This window comes from Reyranella soli (assembly GCF_007992495.1).
GTDB lineage: Bacteria > Pseudomonadota > Alphaproteobacteria > Reyranellales > Reyranellaceae > Reyranella > Reyranella soli.
The window spans coordinates 43349-62536 of sequence record NZ_BKAJ01000020.1 but is presented as its reverse complement, the minus strand read 5'-3'; the positions used below and the strand labels follow the sequence as shown (position 1 = coordinate 62536).

Annotated in this window: 16 protein-coding genes; 5 read left to right on the top strand and 11 right to left on the bottom strand. The window is 64.6% G+C overall.

Translation table 11 applies throughout. The annotated features are described in order from the left end of the window. Positions 1-5 precede the first annotated feature (5 nt). The 4 genes from RSO01_RS05825 to RSO01_RS05810 all read right to left on the bottom strand — a co-directional run bounded on the left by RSO01_RS05825 (position 6) and on the right by RSO01_RS05810 (position 5201). Positions 6-1118: a DegT/DnrJ/EryC1/StrS family aminotransferase gene (locus RSO01_RS05825; RefSeq protein WP_246158124.1), complete on the bottom strand. Its 1113-nt coding sequence runs from the start codon at positions 1116-1118 to the stop codon at positions 6-8. A gap of 1 nt (position 1119) precedes the next feature. Next, the gene (locus RSO01_RS05820; protein ID WP_147147112.1) at positions 1120-2262 is read right to left on the bottom strand and encodes a DegT/DnrJ/EryC1/StrS family aminotransferase; all 1143 of its coding nucleotides are present in this window, start codon (positions 2260-2262) and stop codon (positions 1120-1122) included. A gap of 13 nt (positions 2263-2275) precedes the next feature. Further along, positions 2276-3520, bottom strand: a complete 1245-nt coding sequence (locus tag RSO01_RS05815) for a class I SAM-dependent methyltransferase (protein ID WP_147147110.1) — start codon at positions 3518-3520, stop codon at positions 2276-2278. 163 nt (positions 3521-3683) lie between these two features. Continuing rightward, the gene (locus RSO01_RS05810; RefSeq protein ID WP_147147108.1) at positions 3684-5201 is read right to left on the bottom strand and encodes a hypothetical protein; all 1518 of its coding nucleotides are present in this window, start codon (positions 5199-5201) and stop codon (positions 3684-3686) included. 277 nt (positions 5202-5478) lie between these two features. On the opposite strand from RSO01_RS05810, the gene RSO01_RS05805 reads away from it, so the two are divergent. Together RSO01_RS05805 and RSO01_RS05800 are read left to right on the top strand one after the other, a co-directional pair. Further along, complete coding sequence (locus tag RSO01_RS05805) at positions 5479-6564, top strand: hypothetical protein (protein WP_147147106.1); 1086 nt, start codon at positions 5479-5481, stop codon at positions 6562-6564. Continuing rightward, a complete protein-coding gene (locus RSO01_RS05800; protein WP_246158120.1) occupies positions 6519-7781 on the top strand; it encodes an HAD-IIIA family hydrolase in 1263 nt (420 codons plus the stop codon). The genes RSO01_RS05805 and RSO01_RS05800 overlap by 46 nt, the downstream gene beginning before the upstream one ends. Here RSO01_RS05800 and RSO01_RS05795 read toward each other — a convergent pair. Together RSO01_RS05795 and RSO01_RS05790 are read right to left on the bottom strand one after the other, a co-directional pair. Beyond that, positions 7747-8709 (bottom strand): aldo/keto reductase, encoded by a 963-nt coding sequence (locus RSO01_RS05795; protein WP_147147105.1) that lies wholly within the window; start codon positions 8707-8709, stop codon positions 7747-7749. The two genes, RSO01_RS05800 and RSO01_RS05795, sit on opposite strands and share 35 nt — an antisense overlap. Before the next feature lie 3 nt (positions 8710-8712). Next, positions 8713-10749 carry a B12-binding domain-containing radical SAM protein gene (locus RSO01_RS05790; RefSeq protein WP_147147104.1) on the bottom strand — a complete coding sequence of 679 codons (2037 nt, stop codon included), beginning with the start codon at positions 10747-10749 and terminating at the stop codon, positions 8713-8715. Positions 10750-10862: 113 nt separating this feature from the next. Between RSO01_RS05790 and RSO01_RS05785 the strand changes: the two genes are divergently transcribed. After that, positions 10863-11831, top strand: coding sequence for an NAD-dependent epimerase/dehydratase family protein (locus RSO01_RS05785; RefSeq protein ID WP_170302863.1), 969 nt, complete (start codon positions 10863-10865; stop codon positions 11829-11831). Between the two features lie 110 nt (positions 11832-11941). On the opposite strand, the gene RSO01_RS05780 is transcribed toward RSO01_RS05785, so the two are convergent. The 5 genes from RSO01_RS05780 to RSO01_RS05760 form a co-directional block, all read right to left on the bottom strand. Then, on the bottom strand, positions 11942-13027 hold the full coding sequence (locus tag RSO01_RS05780; protein ID WP_147147100.1) for an alpha-ketoacid dehydrogenase subunit beta: 1086 nt from the start codon (positions 13025-13027) through the stop codon (positions 11942-11944). Next, entirely contained in the window at positions 13027-13953 is a 927-nt protein-coding gene (locus RSO01_RS05775; RefSeq protein ID WP_218037254.1) for a thiamine pyrophosphate-dependent dehydrogenase E1 component subunit alpha, read from the bottom strand. The genes RSO01_RS05780 and RSO01_RS05775 overlap by 1 nt, the downstream gene beginning before the upstream one ends. A gap of 114 nt (positions 13954-14067) precedes the next feature. Further along, positions 14068-14853 carry an SDR family NAD(P)-dependent oxidoreductase gene (locus tag RSO01_RS05770; protein WP_147147098.1) on the bottom strand — a complete coding sequence of 262 codons (786 nt, stop codon included), beginning with the start codon at positions 14851-14853 and terminating at the stop codon, positions 14068-14070. 69 nt (positions 14854-14922) lie between these two features. Beyond that, the gene (locus RSO01_RS05765; RefSeq protein WP_147147096.1) at positions 14923-15963 is read right to left on the bottom strand and encodes an alpha-ketoacid dehydrogenase subunit beta; all 1041 of its coding nucleotides are present in this window, start codon (positions 15961-15963) and stop codon (positions 14923-14925) included. Continuing rightward, a complete protein-coding gene (locus RSO01_RS05760; RefSeq protein ID WP_147147094.1) occupies positions 15950-16942 on the bottom strand; it encodes a thiamine pyrophosphate-dependent dehydrogenase E1 component subunit alpha in 993 nt (330 codons plus the stop codon). Before RSO01_RS05760 ends, RSO01_RS05765 begins: the two co-directional genes overlap by 14 nt. A 142-nt stretch (positions 16943-17084) precedes the next feature. On the opposite strand from RSO01_RS05760, the gene RSO01_RS05755 reads away from it, so the two are divergent. Beyond that, positions 17085-18104: a GDP-mannose 4,6-dehydratase gene (locus RSO01_RS05755; protein ID WP_147147092.1), complete on the top strand. Its 1020-nt coding sequence runs from the start codon at positions 17085-17087 to the stop codon at positions 18102-18104. Positions 18105-18158: 54 nt separating this feature from the next. Then, entirely contained in the window at positions 18159-19172 is a 1014-nt protein-coding gene (locus RSO01_RS05750; RefSeq protein ID WP_147147090.1) for a GHMP family kinase ATP-binding protein, read from the top strand. Positions 19173-19188 lie beyond the last annotated feature (16 nt).

The window sequence follows — 19188 nt, the reverse complement described above, 5'->3', positions numbered from 1 at the left end:
AACGATCAGCGGCCCAGAAAGGCCAGGACCTCGCTCGCGACGGTCTCGACGTCGGCCCGGCTCATGTACTGGTTCACGGGAAGGGTCAGAATCCGCTCGGCCTGCCGCTCGGTCATCGGGAAGTCGCCCTTCTTGTGGCCGAGCGCGTGGGCTGCCGGCTGCAGATGGATCGGCACCGGATAGTGGATCGCCGTCTTGATGCCGATCTCCTTCAGATGGGCCTGCAGCTCGTCGCGCTTGTCGACCTGGACGACGAAGGTGTGGAAGGTGTTGAACTCCTCGTTGCGGCAGGTCGGCACGTACATGCGCTCGTGATGCAGGAGCTTCTGGTAGAGCGCCGCATTGTCGCGCCGCTTGGCGATCACGTCGGGCAGCTTCTCCAGGCGGTAGCTCAGGATCGCCGCCTGCAGCGTGTCCATGCGCGAGACCATGCCCCATTCCTCGATGGTCGCCCGGTCGGCCATGCCGTGCGCACGCAGGCGGCGCATGCGCTCGGCCGCCGCCTTGTCGTTGGTGGTGACGAAGCCGCCGTCGCCCAGCGCGTTCAGGTTCTTGAGCGGATGCGCCGAGAAGCAGCCGAAATGGCCGATCGCGCCCGCGAGCCTGCCCTTGTACATCGAGCCGATCGCTTGCGCGGCGTCCTCGATCACGACCAGGCCGTGCCGGTGGGCGATCTCCATGATCTCGTCCATCTGGCAGATGCGGCCGGTAAGATGGACCGGCATGATCGCCTTGGTGCGGGGCGTGATCGCCTTGGCAATCTTTTCGGGATCGATGTTCTGGTCGGCCAGCACGTCGGCGAAGACCGGCTTGGCGCCGAGCTGGATGATGGTGGCGGTCGAGGCCACGAACGAGTTGGGCGGCGTGATGACCTCGTCGCCCTCGCCGACGCCCGCGATCTTCATCGCCAGCAGCAGCGCATCGGTGCCCGAGTTGAGCGCCACGGCCTCGGCCGTGCCGCAATACTCGGCCAAGCGCTTCTCCAGCGCCGCCAGGTCGTCATGCGTGCCGACGAAGGAGCCCTTCAGCACGACCTGTTCGAAGATCTTCTTCAGATCCTCCATCTGGTCGCGGCCCTGGGCGGGCAGGTTGACGTAGGGAATGTTGTGCTTCGCCATCTCAAGCCTCATAGAACTCTTCGACCGTCTGGACGGTATACGCCAGCTGCTCCTCGGTCAGATGCTCGTGCGCCGGGAACGAGATCATCGTCGCGGCGTGGCGGTCCGTCACGGGGAAATCGCCCTTCTTGTAGCCGTACTGGCGCAGCCCTTCCTGCTGATAGAGCGGCACCGGATAATGCACCTTCACCTCGACACCCTGCTTCTTGCAGTGGGCGACCAGCTCGTCGCGGCGCTCGGCGAAGACGATGTAGAGGTGGAATACCAGCTTCCGATTATTGAAGCGCTGCGGCAGCTTGATGCCGGGAATGCGGCTGAGCCCGCGGTCGAGATAGGCCGCGTTTCTGATGCGCGTGTTGGTGATGAAATCGACCTGGTTGATCAGCCAGTTGCCGACCACCGCCTGGATCGAATCCAGCCTGGAGTTGCAGCCCATGCGGACGACGCTATCACGGCCGGCCAGCCCGTGATTGCGCAGCTGGCGCAGCTCGGTGGCGAAATCGTCGTCGTCGGTGACGATCATGCCGCCGTCCGACCAGACGTTCAGGTTCTTGAGCGGATGCAGCGAGAAGGCTCCGGAGCGGCCGTAGGTGCCGGAGTTCTTGCCCTCGATGTTGCCCAGGATGCACTGGCAGGAATCCTCGACGACCGGGAGGTTGTGCTTCTTCGCGACCTCCATCAGCGCCGGCATGTTGGTCATCTGGCCGGCAAGATGGACCGGCACGATTGCCTTGGTCTTCTTGGTGATCCTGGCCTCGACCTGACTCACATCCATGCAGAAATTGTCAGTGCAGTCGACGAACACCGGCTTCGCAAACAGCTCGCCGATCGCGCCGACCGTGGCGATGAAGGTGTTGGCCGTCGTGATCACCTCGTCGCCCGGACCGACGCCCAGCGCCTTCAACCCGAGCTTGATCGCATCGGTGCCCGAGTTGACGCCGATCGAATGGCGCGTGCCGATCATCGCGGCGAATTTCTCCTCGAACTCGCGCACCGGCTTGCCCAGCGTGAAATCACCCGTCGGCACGAACTTGCGGAACAGGTCGAGGATCTCCTCGATGTTCTCGGCGCTGAACTGCTTGGGCAGGTAGGACCACTGAACCTTGTAGCCATTGGGCTGGGCTGGCAGGTCTATGCGCGACATCCTGTGACGATCCCTATTTCTGGCTGGCGGTGATGGCACGACGCGCCGCGTCGACGCTTTGCAGCATATCGCGCGGCGGGAAAAGGCTGACATACGCGACGTCGGCCGAAACCGCCTCCTCGATACGGGCCCGCACCTTGAATTCGTTCTCCGAGCCGACGCCAAGCAGGCACAGCAGCTTGCCGCCGACGGCGCCGGCCACCTCGGCAAGCGGCCGCACGAAATTCGGCGTCCCCGGCATCAACCGGTTCTGAATGTCCTGTCTGTCGTCGACGACGAAGTCGATCTTGTCTGCGATCTGGCAAACGGATGCCAGCAGGCAGGAGCGCGGCGCGGCCCCGTAGACGAGGACCTTGAAGCCGTTCGACCGCGCCAGCGACACGAGGCCGTTCAACTCGGCCTTCTGCCGCTCGATGCCGCCGGCAAACCGGCGCAGAAGCTCGATCGTCGGAGCGGGATCGGGAAGCTTGGGCGTGGTTGCGACCGGAACGGCCCGCTTGTGGGCGACGAAAGCCATCGAGCCGCCGCCGAACACGTAGGTGCGCCGGTCACAAACCTCGAAGCCGAACCGCCCCAGCATGTGCTCGACCAACGCCGGCGTGAAATAGTTCACATGCTCTTCCCACAGGATGGCGGGACTGCCCAGCCTGAAGCTCTCCTCCACTTCGGGAAGCTCGAGAACCAGCAGGCCATCGTCCCGCAGCAACATCCGGATGCCGGCGAAAAAGTCTTCGAGGTCGCTGACATGCTCTACGACATGGCGCAGGAACAGCGTGTCGAACGCGCCATGCTTGGCGACAATCTGCTGTGCCTGCGCCTGGGTCAGGTAGCTGGTGTAGACGTCATAGCCCTTCTTGCGGGCCATGTCGGCGGCGACCGCATTGGGTTCGATGCCGACCACCTGCGTATAGCCCGCGCGACGCAGGTTCTCCATCAGGCTGCCGTCGTTGCAGCCGACGTCGATGGCTTTCGCCGGGTCTTGGCGGGCGACCGCCGTCGTGATCAGGTCTTCGAGATGCCTCGGCCGCTGAAAGCCTGTCGTATACGTGTCGGCTTCGCCGTAGATCAGGTCGGCGGGTATGGCGTTCACGATCTGCAGGAGGCCACAGTCCTGGCAGCTCTCGAAGTCGACGGTGAAGCGCGGATCGGGATCCTGCGGGCTCTTCCTCAGATAGTGGGATATCGGAAGTTCACTGAGGCTGATGAAATGTGAGAGACGCCGCCCTCCGCACAAACGACAGCGTGGCGCGTCGCTCATCGTCCGCCGTGATCCGAAAGGCTGTGCCCGGCCGTACGCCCATCCACAAACACTTTACCTGCCTTCATTGCTATTGCCCCGATTAGTCAATCAATACAACAGCTTCACCAGCAAATGGTAGTGCCGAAACCGGCTTTCTTCCGGCCGATTGGCCCCGACACGGTCACAGCCGCCACGATTTCCTGGCCTGGTTGGCTTCTTCGAGGCGCGCCGCCTCGTCGACGATGGCGTCGACCAGCGAGGCGGCCGCCTGCTCCACGCGCGCCCACTCTTCATGACGTTCCAACGAGCCGTAGCGGAGCGGCGAACGGAACAGCCTGCCGCGCAGCCTCCCCCAATATCCCCATAGCCACAGCGCGAACCGAGGCACCGAAGGCGCCCCTTCGCCCTCCTGCAAGGCGTCGAGGATCGGGTCGTCGTCGATGCCCAGGCAGACGATGCTCGCATCCTGGACGATATCGATCCTGGCCTCATCGAGAGAGGTGCGGTCGATGAAGCGGCTGTCGACGGGGTCGACCGACAGCCGCAGGGGATGATCGAACGCTTTCGGCCGAAGCAGGAACGGATGGTAGTGATTGCCATGGATGAGCAATCCGTCGTCGCCGACCCGCCAGGCGATTCGCAGCGGTGGGTCGATCGACCGGCCGGCATCGGCAAAGTTGTCGGCAGGGATGTGCTCAATGACGAGCCTTGCGCAACTCTCTGATGAAAGCCTCAAAATTCCGTCGGCGTCGCGGAACTGATGCTCCAGGAGAGGCCGCAGAATCTTGCCGCGCATCTGAATGGCGTGCGCCAGAACCGCATCGGCAGCACTCATGCGCGTGGCCATGGCCAACAGGGCGCCATCGTTCAGGGCGAGGTCAGCAACAAGGCAGCTGACAAATGCATCCGTCGCACGTCCCGCCGTCAGGGCCACGTAGTGAGCGCAAGACATCAACGCGAACTTGCAGTTGCGTTCGTAGTAGAAGGCCAGCGAATTCTGCGAATAGTGGACTTTCTCGTGGCCGTAGCAGGCTTGCATGACCGCGCGGTAGTCCACGAGGTCCGCGGGGTAGTGAATGAAGTCGACCGTGGCATGGTCCTCGAGACGGCGAAACAGCGGCTTGGCACGCAGCGCTTGCTCGCTCTCCGCGGTCGTAAAGACGGCAATGTGAACCGAATGATTGCGCGCCAAGGCCGGCAGGTTGTTCGGCGAAAGCAACGAGGCGCAGAAAAAGCGCTCGCAGTACGCCGAGTGCGTTTCCCCCCAGACCGGAAGCGAGATGACGAAGGGCTGCCGGCCGTCCCGCTTGCGCTCGATCGACGAGGCCAACTGAGCGGCCCAGGAGTCGTATCGATCGAGCAGCGTCATGACAAAACGGGCGAACGCATCCTGCGCGTCGACTTCCAGCACGCTTTCGAAGAAGTCACGGATTTCGCCCGGGGCGCCGTGCCTGAGCAGGGTTATGGCCGCATGGTGACGCAGCAGCGCATGACCCGGATCCTTGCGGAACGCCTGGCGCAGGACCACCAACGCATCGTCGTTGCGGTTGGCCCTGTCGTACATCGTGGCGAGCCGGATCGCGATCTCCGGATCCCGGGTCAGTGCCCATGCCTGCTCGACCTTGTCGATCGCCTCTTGGATGCGATGAGGATCGGCCGACCACAGCTCGCCCCCTTCGTGCAGCAGCTGTGTCGCCACGAAGTCCGTCGCCCGGCCACCCAGGAAGGGAATCAGCCGCGCCCGCAGGGACGCTTTACCTGCCCCACTCATCCGAATTTAACCGCCCTATGCAGAAAGTGGCGACTATGCCGTAGGTTGTCAGATCCCGCCAACTCCATAGCCTGCAACGATTTCTTCAGGAGATGCACATTCAACACAAGGTCTGAACTTTCTGGCTCGACCGTAACAGCACTTACAGTGCTAGGCCAAATCCCGTATATCGATAACGGTCGTTTCATCACTTGAGCAGTTCAACGTGAACGCCGCCCGGCCATACGTCAGTTTCGTCTCCTACTTCCGCAACGACGGCTATACCAGCGATTTTGATCTGCGAGTCAGGCGGGCGACCAGCTTTCTCGTCCGCCAGTTGCAACGGGCGGAGATCGATTCCGAGATCATCCTGGTCGAGTGGAATCCGCCAAACGATCGACCGCTCATCATCGAATCGCTTGACCCGTTGCCCCAAGGCGACTGCGTTCAGGTGCGCGGTATCGTCGTCGGGCGCGAGCATCACGAAAGGTTCATCGGCTCGCAGGAATCCGGCATGAACCCCGCCGCCGCGGCCAATGTAGGGCTGCGGCGCGCCAAGGGCCGCTTCGTCTCGCCTAAGGCGTCCGACACCTATCTGTCGAACGAGATCATCGCCACCATTGCGCGGCAGGATCTTCACGAGAACGCGCTGTACCGCTGCGACCGTTGCGACGTCGTGCTGTCCCCCACGCTGCTGCGCAACCTTGGCGACGATGCCCTGCTGGCACGGCTGGAGAGTCTGGACAGCACCCGCTACAGCCACATTCCCAATCCGCCGCAATGGTACATCCGCGAGCTGCACACTAACGCCTGCGGCGACTTCCTGCTGATGAGCCGCACCATGTGGCACACCGTTCGCGGCTTTCCGCTGGACAACACCGTGCTGTCGCTCGATTGCGATTCGCTCATCATGCACGCAGCCGTGGCGCTCGGATCGCACGAGATCCGCCTGCCACCAGCCTGTCGCATCTTCAAGGGCCGCCACGACCGCCTGTTCAGCAACCGCATCAGCCACGTCTGGACGCCGCTGCAGTCCAAGGTCGACAAGGTCATGACCAATTTCCGCTGGTGGCGGCTGCAGCAGATCGCGCGCAGCGCCTTCGACTATCCCAAGCGCAAGGTCGCCGGCGTGGAGAGCGTTCTGGCCCCCTCCATCGAGCGCAACTTCGTCAAGCCCGCCGAGCAGTGGGCGCACGGCGTCCGCCCGCAACTCAACCAGCCGGAAAACTGGGGCTTGGCGGACCAGCCGCTGGAGGAAAGGCTGTTGTGCCGGGCGCGCTGGTCGGTGGCCAACGCCTCGGCGGCCGCATGAAGGTCGACCAGGCCGTCTTCCTCGTCGGCGGCCTCGGCAGCCGCCTCAAGGCGCTGACCGGCGGCACCGCCAAGCCCGTCCTCGATGTCGGCGGCCGGCCCTTCCTCGATCACCTGCTGGACGAGGCCAGCCGGCACGGCATCAAGCGCGCGCTGCTGCTCTGCAGCTACCGCGCCGGCGACCTCGTCGCGTCGTATCGGGGCCGCTCGATCCGCGGCATGGCGATCGACACGGCGGTCGAATCCGAGCCGGCCGGCACCGCCGGCGCACTCGCGCTCGCCGCCGACCGGCTCGACGACTGGTTCTTCCTGGTCAACGGCGATTCGTTGTTCGACTTCAACTGGCTGGGGCTGCTGCCCGCCAACGACGACGGCGCGACCGGCTGGGTCCGAATGGCGCTCGCCAGCGGCATAACGGGCGAGCGCTATGGGCGGGTCGCCGTCGACGGCCGACGGGTGCACGACTTCATTCCTGCCGGCGCGCTCGACCGGCCGATCAACGCCGGCGTCTACCTGATGCGCAAGGACGTGCTGTCGCGCATCGGCGCCGTCCCCTGCTCGCTCGAGCGCGACGTGCTGCCGGGACTGGCGCGGGATGGCCTGATCGACGGCGTGGTCGTCGAGGCGCCGTTCATCGACATCGGCACGCCGCAGGACTTCGAGCGCGCGCAACGCGTGGTGCCGCGCATCATGAAGCGGCCCGCCGCCTTCCTCGATCGCGACGGCGTGCTGAACGAGGACACGGGCTACGTCCACCATCCCAACCAGGTCCGCTGGGTCGCCGGCGCGCGCGAGGCGGTGCGCTGGTTGAACGATGCGGGCTACCTGGTGTTCATCGTCACCAACCAGGCGGGCGTGGCGCGCGGGCTGTACGAGGAAGAGCACATCCTCGACCTGCACGGCTGGATGAGCGCGGAGCTGCGCCGGCACGGCGCGCACATCGACTGCTTCGAATACTGTCCCTATCACCCCGAGGGGACCGTCGAGCGCTATCGGCGCGTCTCGGAGCTGCGCAAACCCGAACCCGGTATGATCCGCAAGCTTCTGGCCGAGTGGCCGGTCGACGCCGCGCAATCGTTCCTGATCGGCGATCGCGAGACCGACCTGCAGGCCGCGGCCGCCGCCGGCATCGACGCGCACCTGTTCAGCGGCGGCAATCTTCTGGATTTCGTCACGGCGCGGATCAAGCCGAGACGAAGAACCGTCGATTTCGATTGATCTCCAGGATCGCCTCCACGGCCTGACGCGGCAGCGGCCCTAAGAGGCTGGCCGCCGCGTTCTGGTCGGCCTCGAGTGGCCGCATGATGCCGGGAATCGTGGTCGATACCGCCGGGAACGACAGGCAGAAGCGCAGCGCGGCCTGAGCCGCCGCCTCGCCCGGCGCCGTCGAGATCGCCGCCATCAGGTCGGCCGCTCCGTCGACCCAATTGGCCAGCTGGGCCCGTGGCCAGCGCGCGCGGTGATCGCCCTCCGGAAAGACGCTGTCATGGCCGATCGTGCCCGACAGGAAGCCGAAGCAGAGCGGCGTGCGCGCGATGAAGCCGATGCCCAGCCGCTCGACCTCCGCCAGGAGGCCGCTGCTCACGACACGCACGTCCATCATGTTGAAGTTGGCCTGGATCACCGCGATGTCGCAGGCGCGCAGCACCTGCAGCGCTTCGTCGGGCCCTTTGGCCGACACGCCCCACGCCCGGATCTTGCCGTCCTGGACCAGCCCCGTCAGAGCCGCCAGCACGTCCGGCGCCGTGACCACGTCCAGCGGCGGATTGTGCAGCTGAAGCAGGTCGAGATAGTCGGTGCCGAGCCGCGCCAGGCTACGCTCGGTCGAAGCGACGATGGTCGACGGCGAGAAGTCGGGCGCCCGGTCCCAGGCCTCGTAGCCGGCCTTGGTGGTGATGACGGCGCGCGAGCGCTTGCCGCGCACTGCCCGGCCGATCAGCTCCTCGCTATGGCCGTTGCCATAGGCGGCCGAGGTGTCGAAGAAGGTGATGCCGCGTTCCAGCGCCCGGTCGAGCGCGGCGAGCGACGTGCGATCGTCGGTATCGCCGTAGGACGTCTGCTCGACGGTACGCCCGCCGATGCCCCAGGCTCCGAAGCCGATCTCCGAAACCTGCAGGCCGGTCTTGCCGAGCGGCCGGTACCGCATCGCTCAGTAGTGGCCGGCCAGCTCGGGCGTGATGGCGGCCGACCGTGGCGAATAGAGATAGGCGCCCTTCTTGTTGCCCCACCAGACGATCTCGCGGCACCACTTCTGGAAATCGTCATAGGGCTTGGTGGTACGATCGACCTCGATCGCCAACGGCTTCTCGCTGAGTAGCGCCTGCTCGCCGCCGCGCACCTTGTGCCAGTAGTCGAGCAGATCGTAGCTCAGGCGGATCCTGAGGTTGTCCTTGGCGTAGGGCTGGTGGACCAGGGCGTGGTTGAGCCGGATCGCCTCGTCGATGATCTCCATCGGCAGGCCCGCGGCCTTGGCGCTCACTGTCTCGGCCAGAAGCTTGCCCGCTTCGGCATAGAAGGCGTCGAACTTACCCTTGGCCGTCAGCTCGACGAAGATGTACTCGTCAGCCGGCCAGTAGATGCCGAGATATTCCTTGGAGAAAACGTACTCCGAGCCGCCGCTCTGGATCGATTCCGCCTCCTTGTGGAAGAAGGCGTTGATCTCGGCGATCATCGGGAAGCGCTTGGGATCGGCGGCCATGAAGGCCTCGATCATGTTTCGGTAGGAGATGCCCGAGATGCCGTGCGCCATGATCAGCGGGATCTGGAACAGCTTGTCGAAGTGCAGCAGAGCCGTCATCCAGCAGAAGATGCGGGTGCGACGCCAGTCGGCCAGCGGCATCGCGGCCGTCGCCACCACGAGGTCCTGGACCTCCGGCACGTCGTCGTCGAGCTCGATGCGCTCGCCGTGGATATTGATGATCTTGGACTCGACCGTGACCATGCCGTACTTGGCCTGGTAGGCGGGATCTCCCATCTCGGCGTTGGGCAGGATCGACAGATTGTTGAACTGGATGCGGTTATGCTGGCCGTTCTCGATCAGCAGGTCGACGCCCTTGACGAACGATTCGTAGGTCTCGCCGGGCAGGCCCAGGATCAGGTCCGAATAGGTCTCGACCTTGTCGCGCGTGAAGCGGCGCTGCAGCTCCATGTAGGTGCCGAGCGAGATGTTGTCGCGCTTGATCGCCTCCAGCGTCGGCTTGTCGACGCTCTGCATGGAAAGTGCCACGCCCTTGTTCAGGCCGGCGTCGGACAGGATCTTCTGCGTCTCGTAGGCGCGCTCGGTCGCGTTCTTGGTGTTCTGCACCGACAGCGCCACCGGGTAGCCGGTCTCCTTCTTGATGCCGGCAACATAGTTGGCGATGTCGACGTCGCGCTTCTGGATGCCGAAGTTGGCGTCGCAGCAGAAGATGTACTCGATCTTCTTATCGGCGAACCAGTCGACCTCGCGGTAGAGACGCTCTTCGCCGAACTTGGTGACCTTGGCCGCGGTCGCCGAGCCCCAGTCGCAGAAGGTGCATCGGAACGGGCAGCCGCGATTGGTCTCCCACAGACCGATCCAGCTCTCGTTGGGATTGGCGGCCATGATCGAATCGAACGCGCCCTCCAGGAAAGGCGACGGGATCTCGTCGAGGTCGCGTACGCGATCGATGTTGGGATTGCGCACGAAGCTGCCGTCGGCCTTGAACATGCTGACGCCCGGAAGCGACTGCCAGGCCTCGCGGTCGGCGAAGCTTTCCAGCAACTTCAGGAACGTCCGCTCGCCCTCGTTATGGACGGCAAGGTCGATCTGGGGATTGGCCCGCAGGAAGGCCTCGGGCTGGTCGGGCACGTGCGGACCGCCGAAGACGATGACGATGCCCGGCCGCAGCGCCTTCAGGCGGCGGGCGATCTCGAGCGAGATGCGGCCGTTCCAGACGTAGGTGCTGAAGCCGACCAGGTCGGCGTCCTTCAGGGCCTCGACGGCGTCGGCAATGCGCACCCGTTTGTAGAGCGGCGGCAGGAACTCATAGAGGCCGGGATCGGCCGCCATTTTCTGCACATAGGTCTGCAGCAGCGCGACCGAATAGGGCAGATAGTTCTGGCCGGAAAACGAGTTGTTTATCTGGACCAGCCCGACGCGAACGGGCGCACGGCGCTCCTGAGAGGCGTCGGCAGGCAGCGGATCGGGTCCCTGGGCGGTCGACATCGGCGTAGAGGTAAGCTGCCCCGTCCTTGAACGCAATGCAATATATGGACGCAATCCCTTGAGATTGAAGGCCTTATTGTGGTTTGTCTCAGGCGATCATGATCGGTGGGGAAATGGATTTCACGGGCAAGAAAGTTCTAATCGCCGGCGGCGCCGGCTTCATTGGGACCAATCTTGCCCTCGCCCTGGCCAGGCGCGGGGCGCAGCTGCGGCTGACGATCCATGAAAAACCCCTGCAGACCACCATCCCAGGTGCCGAGGTCGTCACCCTCGACCTGCGCCAGCCCGAGCACTGCGCCCGCGCCGTCGAGGGCGTGGACTACGTCTTCCTGTGCGCCGCCCATACCTCTGGCGCGGCCGTCATCCGGACCACGCCCCTCGTCCACATCACGCCCAACGTCCTGATCAACACGCTGATGCTTGAGGCCGCGCATCGCGCGCGCGTGGCGCGGTTCTGCTTCATCTCCAGCGGTGCAGCCTATCCGCCGACTGCCGACCGGCCGGTGCGCGAAGACGAGATGTTCGACGGCGATCCGCACGAGGTCTACTTCGCCGCCGGCTGGATGAAGCGCTATGCCGAAGTACTTTGTCGGACTTACGCGGAAAAGATCCCCAACCCGATGCCGACGGCCGTGGTGCGGCCGTCCAATGTCTACGGCCCGTACGACAAGTTCGATTTCGCCGTCAGCCACGTGACGGCAGCTCTCATACGCCGGGTCGTCGAGCGCCACAGCCCTCTCGAAGTATGGGGCAACGGCCAGGATATTCGCGACCTCGTCTACGTCGACGATTTCATCGAGGGCCTGCTGACGGCTTTCGCCACCGATCGACCCTATATCGCGGTCAACATCTGCGCCGGCGCCGGCCATTCGGTGCGCGAGATCCTGGAGAAGATCCTGAAGGTCGACGGCTATGACAGCGCCGACATCCGGTACGACCCGTCACGTCCCAGCACCATCCCGGTGCGCCTGATGGACAACACCCTCGCCCGCGAACTCGGCTTTGTAGCGCGCACATCACTTGAGGATGGCTTGCGCCGAACGCTCGAGTGGTATCGGAATAACCGCACCACCTCACCCTGAGGAGCGGCCGCAGGCCGCGTCTCGAAGGGTGGGCAACAACGAGACTGTGGCCACCCTTCGAGACGCCGCGCTTTGCGCGGCTCCTCAGGGTGAGGCCCAGTGCTAGTCCTTTAAAACGGCCCGCGGAAGCGCTTGTAGCCTTCGGTCATCGAGCGCTCGACCGGAAGCGCAATGCCGTGCTTGTCGCCCTTCACCTGGGTCAGGATGGCGTCGACCGTCTCGTGCTGGCTTGGATAGTAGATGTCTTCCAGGCTTTTGGCGGTCGGGCATGGCGCCGGCGCCATGCCGAGCATGGTCGGTGGCTGGCGCAGCAGGCCGGGGTCGCGCATCACGAGCTGGCGGCAGACCTCGGCGGCGACGCCGTACTCCAGCCACGACGTGTCGGCCACGACCAGCCGTCCGGTCCTGGCGACACTGGCGGTCACGAGGTTCCAGTCGGGATGGCTGATCGAATTGAGATCGATGACCTCGGCCGATATCCCGGTTTGGTCCTCGACATACTGCGCCGCACGCAGCGCCTCCAACACCATGACCGAGGTGGCAACGACGGTGACGTCGCTGCCCTTGCGCGCGACGTAGCTGGTGAGCGGCACGCGCTTTTCGGAGGGAGCGACGGTGAAATCCAAATTGTAGAGCAGACGATGTTCTATGCTGATCACGGGTCCGGGATGCCGGTTGATAATCGCCGGATACATGTCGAGGATCGCCTGGCTGCTCGACGGCATGATCACCGTCAGCCCCGGATAGTGTGCGAACGTCGCCTGCGGGCTCTGCGAGTGCTGCGCGCCCTGCCCCCAGCTGCGGCCGACGACGATGCGGATCAGCATCGGGCAGCGCATCAGGCCGCCGAACATGTAACGATACTTGGAGGCCAGGTTGATGATCTGGTTCATCGCCAGGAAGGAGAAGTCGGCGCGGATGTGCGTCGTGATCGGATAGTCGCCGACCAGCGAAGCGCCGATTGCCACTCCCGTCATACCCTCTTCCATCAGCGGCACGTCGAACACGCGTGCTGCGCCGTATTTCTCGGCCAGCCCGGTCGTCGAGCCGAAGATGCCCTTAAAGTCGTCGACGCCCTGCCCCATGATGAAGACGTTGGCATGGTCGGCCAAAGCCGCGTCCATGGTCTCGAGCAAGGCGCCTGCATAGGACAGCACGCGCGTGCCCTGGGCCGGCTTTACTGCAGCGATGCTCATCAGATCACGTCCGTCAGCAGTTCGGCGTGACCGGGGGCCGGGCTCGCCTCGGCAAAGGCGACGGCCGCTTCGATCTCGCGTTCGATGTCGGGGCGAAGCGCCGCGGCCAGTTTTTGATCGACGATCAGCGGGTCACGGCGCTTCCAGGCATCGACGCTGTCGCTGCTGCGATAGTTGAAGTGGAAGTCCTCGCCAACGCCGACATGCTCCTTGTAGCGCGACGTGACGATCTCGAGCACGAACGGCTCGCCCGCCCGCACCCTGGCGGCGGCCTCGAGCGTGGCCTGGCGGATCGCCAGCATGTCCCAGCCCTCTTCGAGCCGCCGGCTGGCGATGCCGAACGAAGCGGCATGCTCGGCCAGGCGATAGGACTGGCGCACCGGACGGTGGCTGTGCACGGCAAGCCCGTTATCCTCGCACAGGAACAGCACCGGCACCTTCATGAGGGCCGCGAAGTTCAGGCTCTCGTGATAGACGCCTTCTTCGGTGGCGCCGTCGCCGAACACCGCCACGGCGATCTGCGAGGCGCCGCGCCGCTTGAAGCTCAGCGCCGCGCCGACCGCGTGCGGGATGGTGCTGGCCACCACCGCCGACGATCCCATGAGACCGACCTCGGGAGCCGCGAGATGCATCGACCCCGCCTTGCCGCCCGAGACGCCACCCTTGCGGCCGTACAGTTCGGCGAACATGGCATCGAGCGAGCCGCCCTTGGCGATGTAGAAGCCGTGACTGCGATAGGTCGCAAAGACCAGGTCGTCGGGCTGCAAGCCATCGCAGACGCCCACTGCCACGGCCTCCTGGCCGATCGACAAATGGACCGGGCTCTGGATCTTGTCGGACGGATAGAGCTCGATGATCCGTTCCTCGACCAGCCTGATCAGCAGCGCCGTTCGAAACAGCCGGCGATAGATCGCTTCATCCTTCACAGATAGACGCTCCCCGGGCGGTGAACGGACAGTATTTTTGGCTGCCGAGTGCTAACGGAGGCTGCGCCGTCTGGCAATCACCCATCATGACGCCCCAAAGATCGCTCGTGACGCTCAAAAGGCCCGACTCTGGCCGCCGTCGACCGTGATGTTGGCGCCGTTCACCAGACTCGCCTCGGCCGAGCACAGGAAGGCCACCACGGCCGCCACCTCTTCCGGCGTGCCCAGCCGGCCCAGTGGATACTCCTGGTCGACCATGCGCCCGAAGCCCTCGGGATCGCGGCGCTGCTCGTCTTCGAAGCCGGTGCCGGGAATGTAGATGCCGCCCGGCGCCACCGAATTGAAGGTGATGCCGTCGCGTACAAGGTAGGGCATGGCGGACAGCGACTTCATGAGGCCGGTCTCGGCCGCCTTGGCCATGGTGAACCACGGCCGGCCGATGCCTTCCTTGCCGCCATAGATCGAAGTGATGGTGACCACGCGGCCCCATTTGCCGTGCCGCATGTGCGGCAGGGCGCGTCGGGTGAAGCGGACCGCCGCCATGGCGTTCTTCTCGTAGACCTCGCCCCAGACCCTCATGTCGGTGTCTTCGACGATCTCCTTGCCCCACCGTCCGCCGCCGCCGACGTTGTTGACCAGGATCTGCACGCCGCCCCATTCGCGATCGACCACGTCCATCACACGATCAGCGGCGTCCGCTTCGAGGAGATCGGCAGCGACTGCGAGCAGCGTCACGCCGTAGGTCTTGAGCTCGGCCATCGCCGCATCGAGGCGCTGCTGAGAGCGCGAGCAGATGGCGACGTTACAGCCTTCCTGGGCGAGGCGCTTGGCCGTCGCCAGCCCGATGCCGTGACTGCCGCCCGTCACCAGCGCGAACTTCCCGGAAAGCCCGAGATTCATTGGACCGCGGGCCTCCAGGCCCGCACTTCATGAGCGGGCCTGGAGGCCCGCGGTCCAATGAATCTCATATCAGAACGGCCCCCTAAAGCGCCGCTCGTGGCTGAAAAAATCCTCGCCGTCGAGGTTGGCTGCTTCCAGCCCCAGCATGTCCTCGACCGCATGCACGATCGTCTTTGCGTTGGGATAGAACTCGTTCTCGAGCTCGCGCACGGTCGGTGCCGGCGTGTGGGCAAAGCCGATGCGCTTCACTGCCGCCTTCAGCATGCCGAAGCACTTCTCGTTGATGCGCGCCGACAGCTCGGCGCTGAAGCCCGAATCGACCCAGTCGCAATCAGCGATGATGCAGCGGCCGGTGCGCTTCACCGAGTCGACGATCAGATCCTCGTCGAGCGGCGCCAGGGTGCGCGGATCGACGATCTCGACCGACACACCGCGCTTGGCGAGGATGTCGGCCGCAAGCCGCGCCTCGACGTTCATCCACGACAGGCCGACGACAGTCACGTCCTTGCCCGGCCGCAGGATGCGCCCGACGCCGAGCGGGATCTCGTACGGCTCCTCCGGCACGTCTTCCTCGGCCCAGTAGAGCCAGCGATGCTCGAAGCAGATCACTGGATTGTCGTCGCGGATCGCGGCGGTCATCATGCCCTTCATGTCCGACGGCGTGGTCGGCGCGATCACCTTCAGGCCGGGGATGTGAGTGAAGTTCGAGAACAGCGCCTTGGAATGCTGCGCGCCCTGCCCCCAGCCGCGGCCGATGACGGCGCGCACGACCAGCGGCACCTTGAGCTTGCCGCCTGTCGAATAAGTGTAGTTCGACACCATGTTGATCAGCTGGTTGGTCGCCAGGATCATGAAGTCGACGCGGATGTGGACGTGGATGGGCCGCAGGCCACGGATGGCGGCGCCGAGGCCGAAACCGGTCATGCAGTCTTCCGAGATCGGCGTGTCGAAGCAGCGCTCCTTGCCGAACTTCTCAGGGATTCCCTTGGTGGTGCCGAAGATCGACGACCAGGTGGGAACGCCGATGCCGTAGACGAAGACGCGGCTGTCGCGCTCCATCTCCTGCGTCATCGCCTCGCGGATGGCGCCGGCGTAATCAAGCTTTCTCATGGAACACACCTGCGTGCAGCCGGTCCGGCGTGGGAATCGGCGCCTGAGACGCTCGTTTCACGCTTGCCTGGATCGCCTTGTCGATCTCGTCCTCGATCGCCGCGATGGCGCTCTCGGTCACCTGATGCTTGGCCAGTCGCGCGCGTTGCATCTTGAGGGCGTCGCGGTCGATCCATTCGCGCTCGACCGTCGCCTGGTCGCGATAGCCCCAGTTCCAGTCCGTGCCGATGCCGACATGCTCGAGATAGCGACAGCACTTGATGTTGAGGAACGCAGGACGCCCGTCGCGATGGGCCTTGGCGGCGGCTTCCTTGGCGAGCCCATAGACGCTCTCCACGTCGCCGCTGTCGTCATCGTAGGTGTCGGCGCCGAACGGCTTGACGGCGTCGGACAGCGTCTTCGACATCTGGCGCGCCTCGCGCGGCGTGTCGACGGCATAGCCGTTGTCCTCACAGACGAAGATCACCGGAAGCTTGAAGAGCGCGGCGGCGTTGATGCTCTCCCAGAACACGCCGGCATCGGCTGCGCCGTCGCCGAAGAACACCACGGCCGTACGCCCGGTCTTCAACTGCCTGTTGGCGAAGGCCGCGCCGACGGCGACAGGAATCTGCGTGGCGACGACGCCGCTCGACAGGATGTGTCCCTGGTCGGGTGCGGCCAGATGCATCGAGCCGCCTTTGCCCTCACCCGTGCCGGAGGTACGGCCATAAAGCTCCGAGAAGAACCGGTCGGTGTCGTGCGTCTGCGCCAGGAAGGCGGCATGGCTGCGATAGGAGGCGAAGACGTCGGCCTTGCCCTCGAGCGCCGCGCACACGCCGACGCAGACGAACTCCTGGCCCATCGACATGTGCATCGGTGTGCGCATCAGGTTTTCGGGATAGTGCTTGACGATGTATTCTTCGGAACGCCGAGCCAGATAGAGGCTCTTGAACAACTGTATCGCCGTCGCTTTGGTCAGGGGTTCGCGGGCAAGACTCATCGTGACTATCGTTATTTAGGATCGTCGGACCATAAAGACCTCACCCTCCCAAGGCAACGGTGGGAAGCCCCCAAGCGGGGTGGCCTTTTGTCATTGCGTCAATTAAGTAGACCGCCACGAAAGGCAGAATAGACGGGGGACGATGGCTGCTCGGCGCGCGCTCATCACAGGCATCACGGGAATGGTCGGCTCCCATCTCGCCGAGTTCCTGCTTGAGAAAACCGACTGGGACGTCATCGGCATGTGCCGCTGGCGCAGCCCGCTCGACAACTTGGTGAATATCGCCCATCGCATCAATTCGAAGGATCGCGTCTCGCTGCTTTACGGCGACCTGCGCGACACCATGTCGATCCAGAAGGTGGTGGCCGACGCGAAGCCGGATTACGTCTTCCACCTCGCCGCCCAGAGCTTCCCGCGCACGAGCTTCGATTCGCCGCTCGACACCATGGACACCAACGTCCAGGGCACGGTGCGCGTGCTCGACGCGCTGAAGCAGCATGCCCCCAAGGCGATCATCCATGTCTGCGCCTCGTCCGAGGTGTTCGGCCGGGTGCCGAAGGAGAAGCTGCCGATCGACGAGGAGTGCACGTTCCACCCCGCCTCGCCCTACGCCATCTCCAAGGTCGGCACCGACCTGGTCGGCCGTTTCTATGCCGAGGCCTACGGCATGACGGTGATGACGACCCGCATGTTCACTCATACCGGGCCACGGCGCGGCGACGTCTTCGCCGAATCGACCTTCGCCAAGCAGATCGCGATGATCGAGCACAATCGCATCCCGCCGATCGTCAAGGTCGGCAACCTGCAATCGCTGCGCACCGTCGCAGACGTGCGCGACGCGGTGCGCGCCTACTACATGCTGGTGACCGTCAAGCCGACGGCTGGCGCCTACTACAATATCGGCGGCGTCCACTCCTGCACGGTGAAGGACATCCTCGACACGTTGATCTCCTTCTCGCCGGCCAAGGACGCCATCAAGGTCGAGGTCGATCCCGACCGGCTGCGCCCGATCGATGCCGACCTGCAGGTGCCCAACACCGCGAAGTTCCACGCCCATACCGGCTGGAAGCCGGAGATCCCCTATGAGAAGACGCTGCGTGACCTGCTGGACTACTGGCGGGCCCGCGTGGCAACGGAAGGCGACCGTTTTCTGACCCGCTGAGCGGCGGCAGATCCGGCAACGGCAGTCAGAAAGGTTGATGATCTTCAGATGCTGATGGCAATTTCCCGCACGCCGTACCGGGTGTCGTTTTTCGGTGGCGGCACGGACTACCCGCCCTGGTTCCGCCGGCACGGCGGTGCCGTGCTGTCGATGGCCATCAACCAGTACTGCTATATCGGCACCGGCTTCCTGCCGCCGTTCTTCGGCATGCGCCATCGCATCATCTGGTCGCACATCGAGGCGGTGGGTTCGGCCGCCGAGATTCAGCATCCGGCCGTGCGCGCCGGCCTCCAGGTGCTGGGCTACGACGACAGCGAAGGCATAGAACTGTTCCACCAGGGCGACCTGCCGGCGCGCTCGGGCATCGGCTCGAGCTCGGCTTTCGCCGTTGGCCTGATCAACGTTCTGACGGCCATGCGAGGCAAGACCCTCGACGCTCACGCCCTTGCGGTGGGCGCCATGGACCTCGAGCAGAACAAGCTCAAGGAAGCGGTGGGCTGCCAGGACCAGATCGCCAGCGCCTATGGCGGCATGAACGTCATCAAGTTCGAGCGCGACGACTCCTTCTCGGTGACGCCGCTCGGCCTCGACGACGGCCTGCGCCAGGGCTTCGAGAAGTGGCTGATGCTCTTCTATACCGGCAGCAGCCGGCTTTCGTCGGACTACGCCAAGAAGCTGATCAACAATCTCGAAGCCAACGCCAAGCACATGACGCGCCTGCACGAGATGGTCGAGGTTGGCGCCGATCTGCTGCATGCCGGCAAGATCGAGGCTTTTGGCAAACTGCTGCACGAGAGCTGGGCGCTGAAGCGCGGCCTCGCCAACGGCACCAGCACGTCGACGATCGATCGCATCTACGACGATGCCCAGCGCGCCGGTGCGCTCGGCGGCAAGCTTTTGGGGGCAGGCGGCACGGGCTTCATGGTGTTCGTGGTGCCGCCCGAGAAGCAGGCAGCCGTCACCAAGGCGCTGTCGCATCTCATCACGGTGCCGGTTTCGGCCGACTTCACGGGCTCGACGATCGTGTACCGCAAGGAAGAGCTGCTTGGCGGCGGGCTGCCGCGCTGAGCACAAGGGGGTTGGG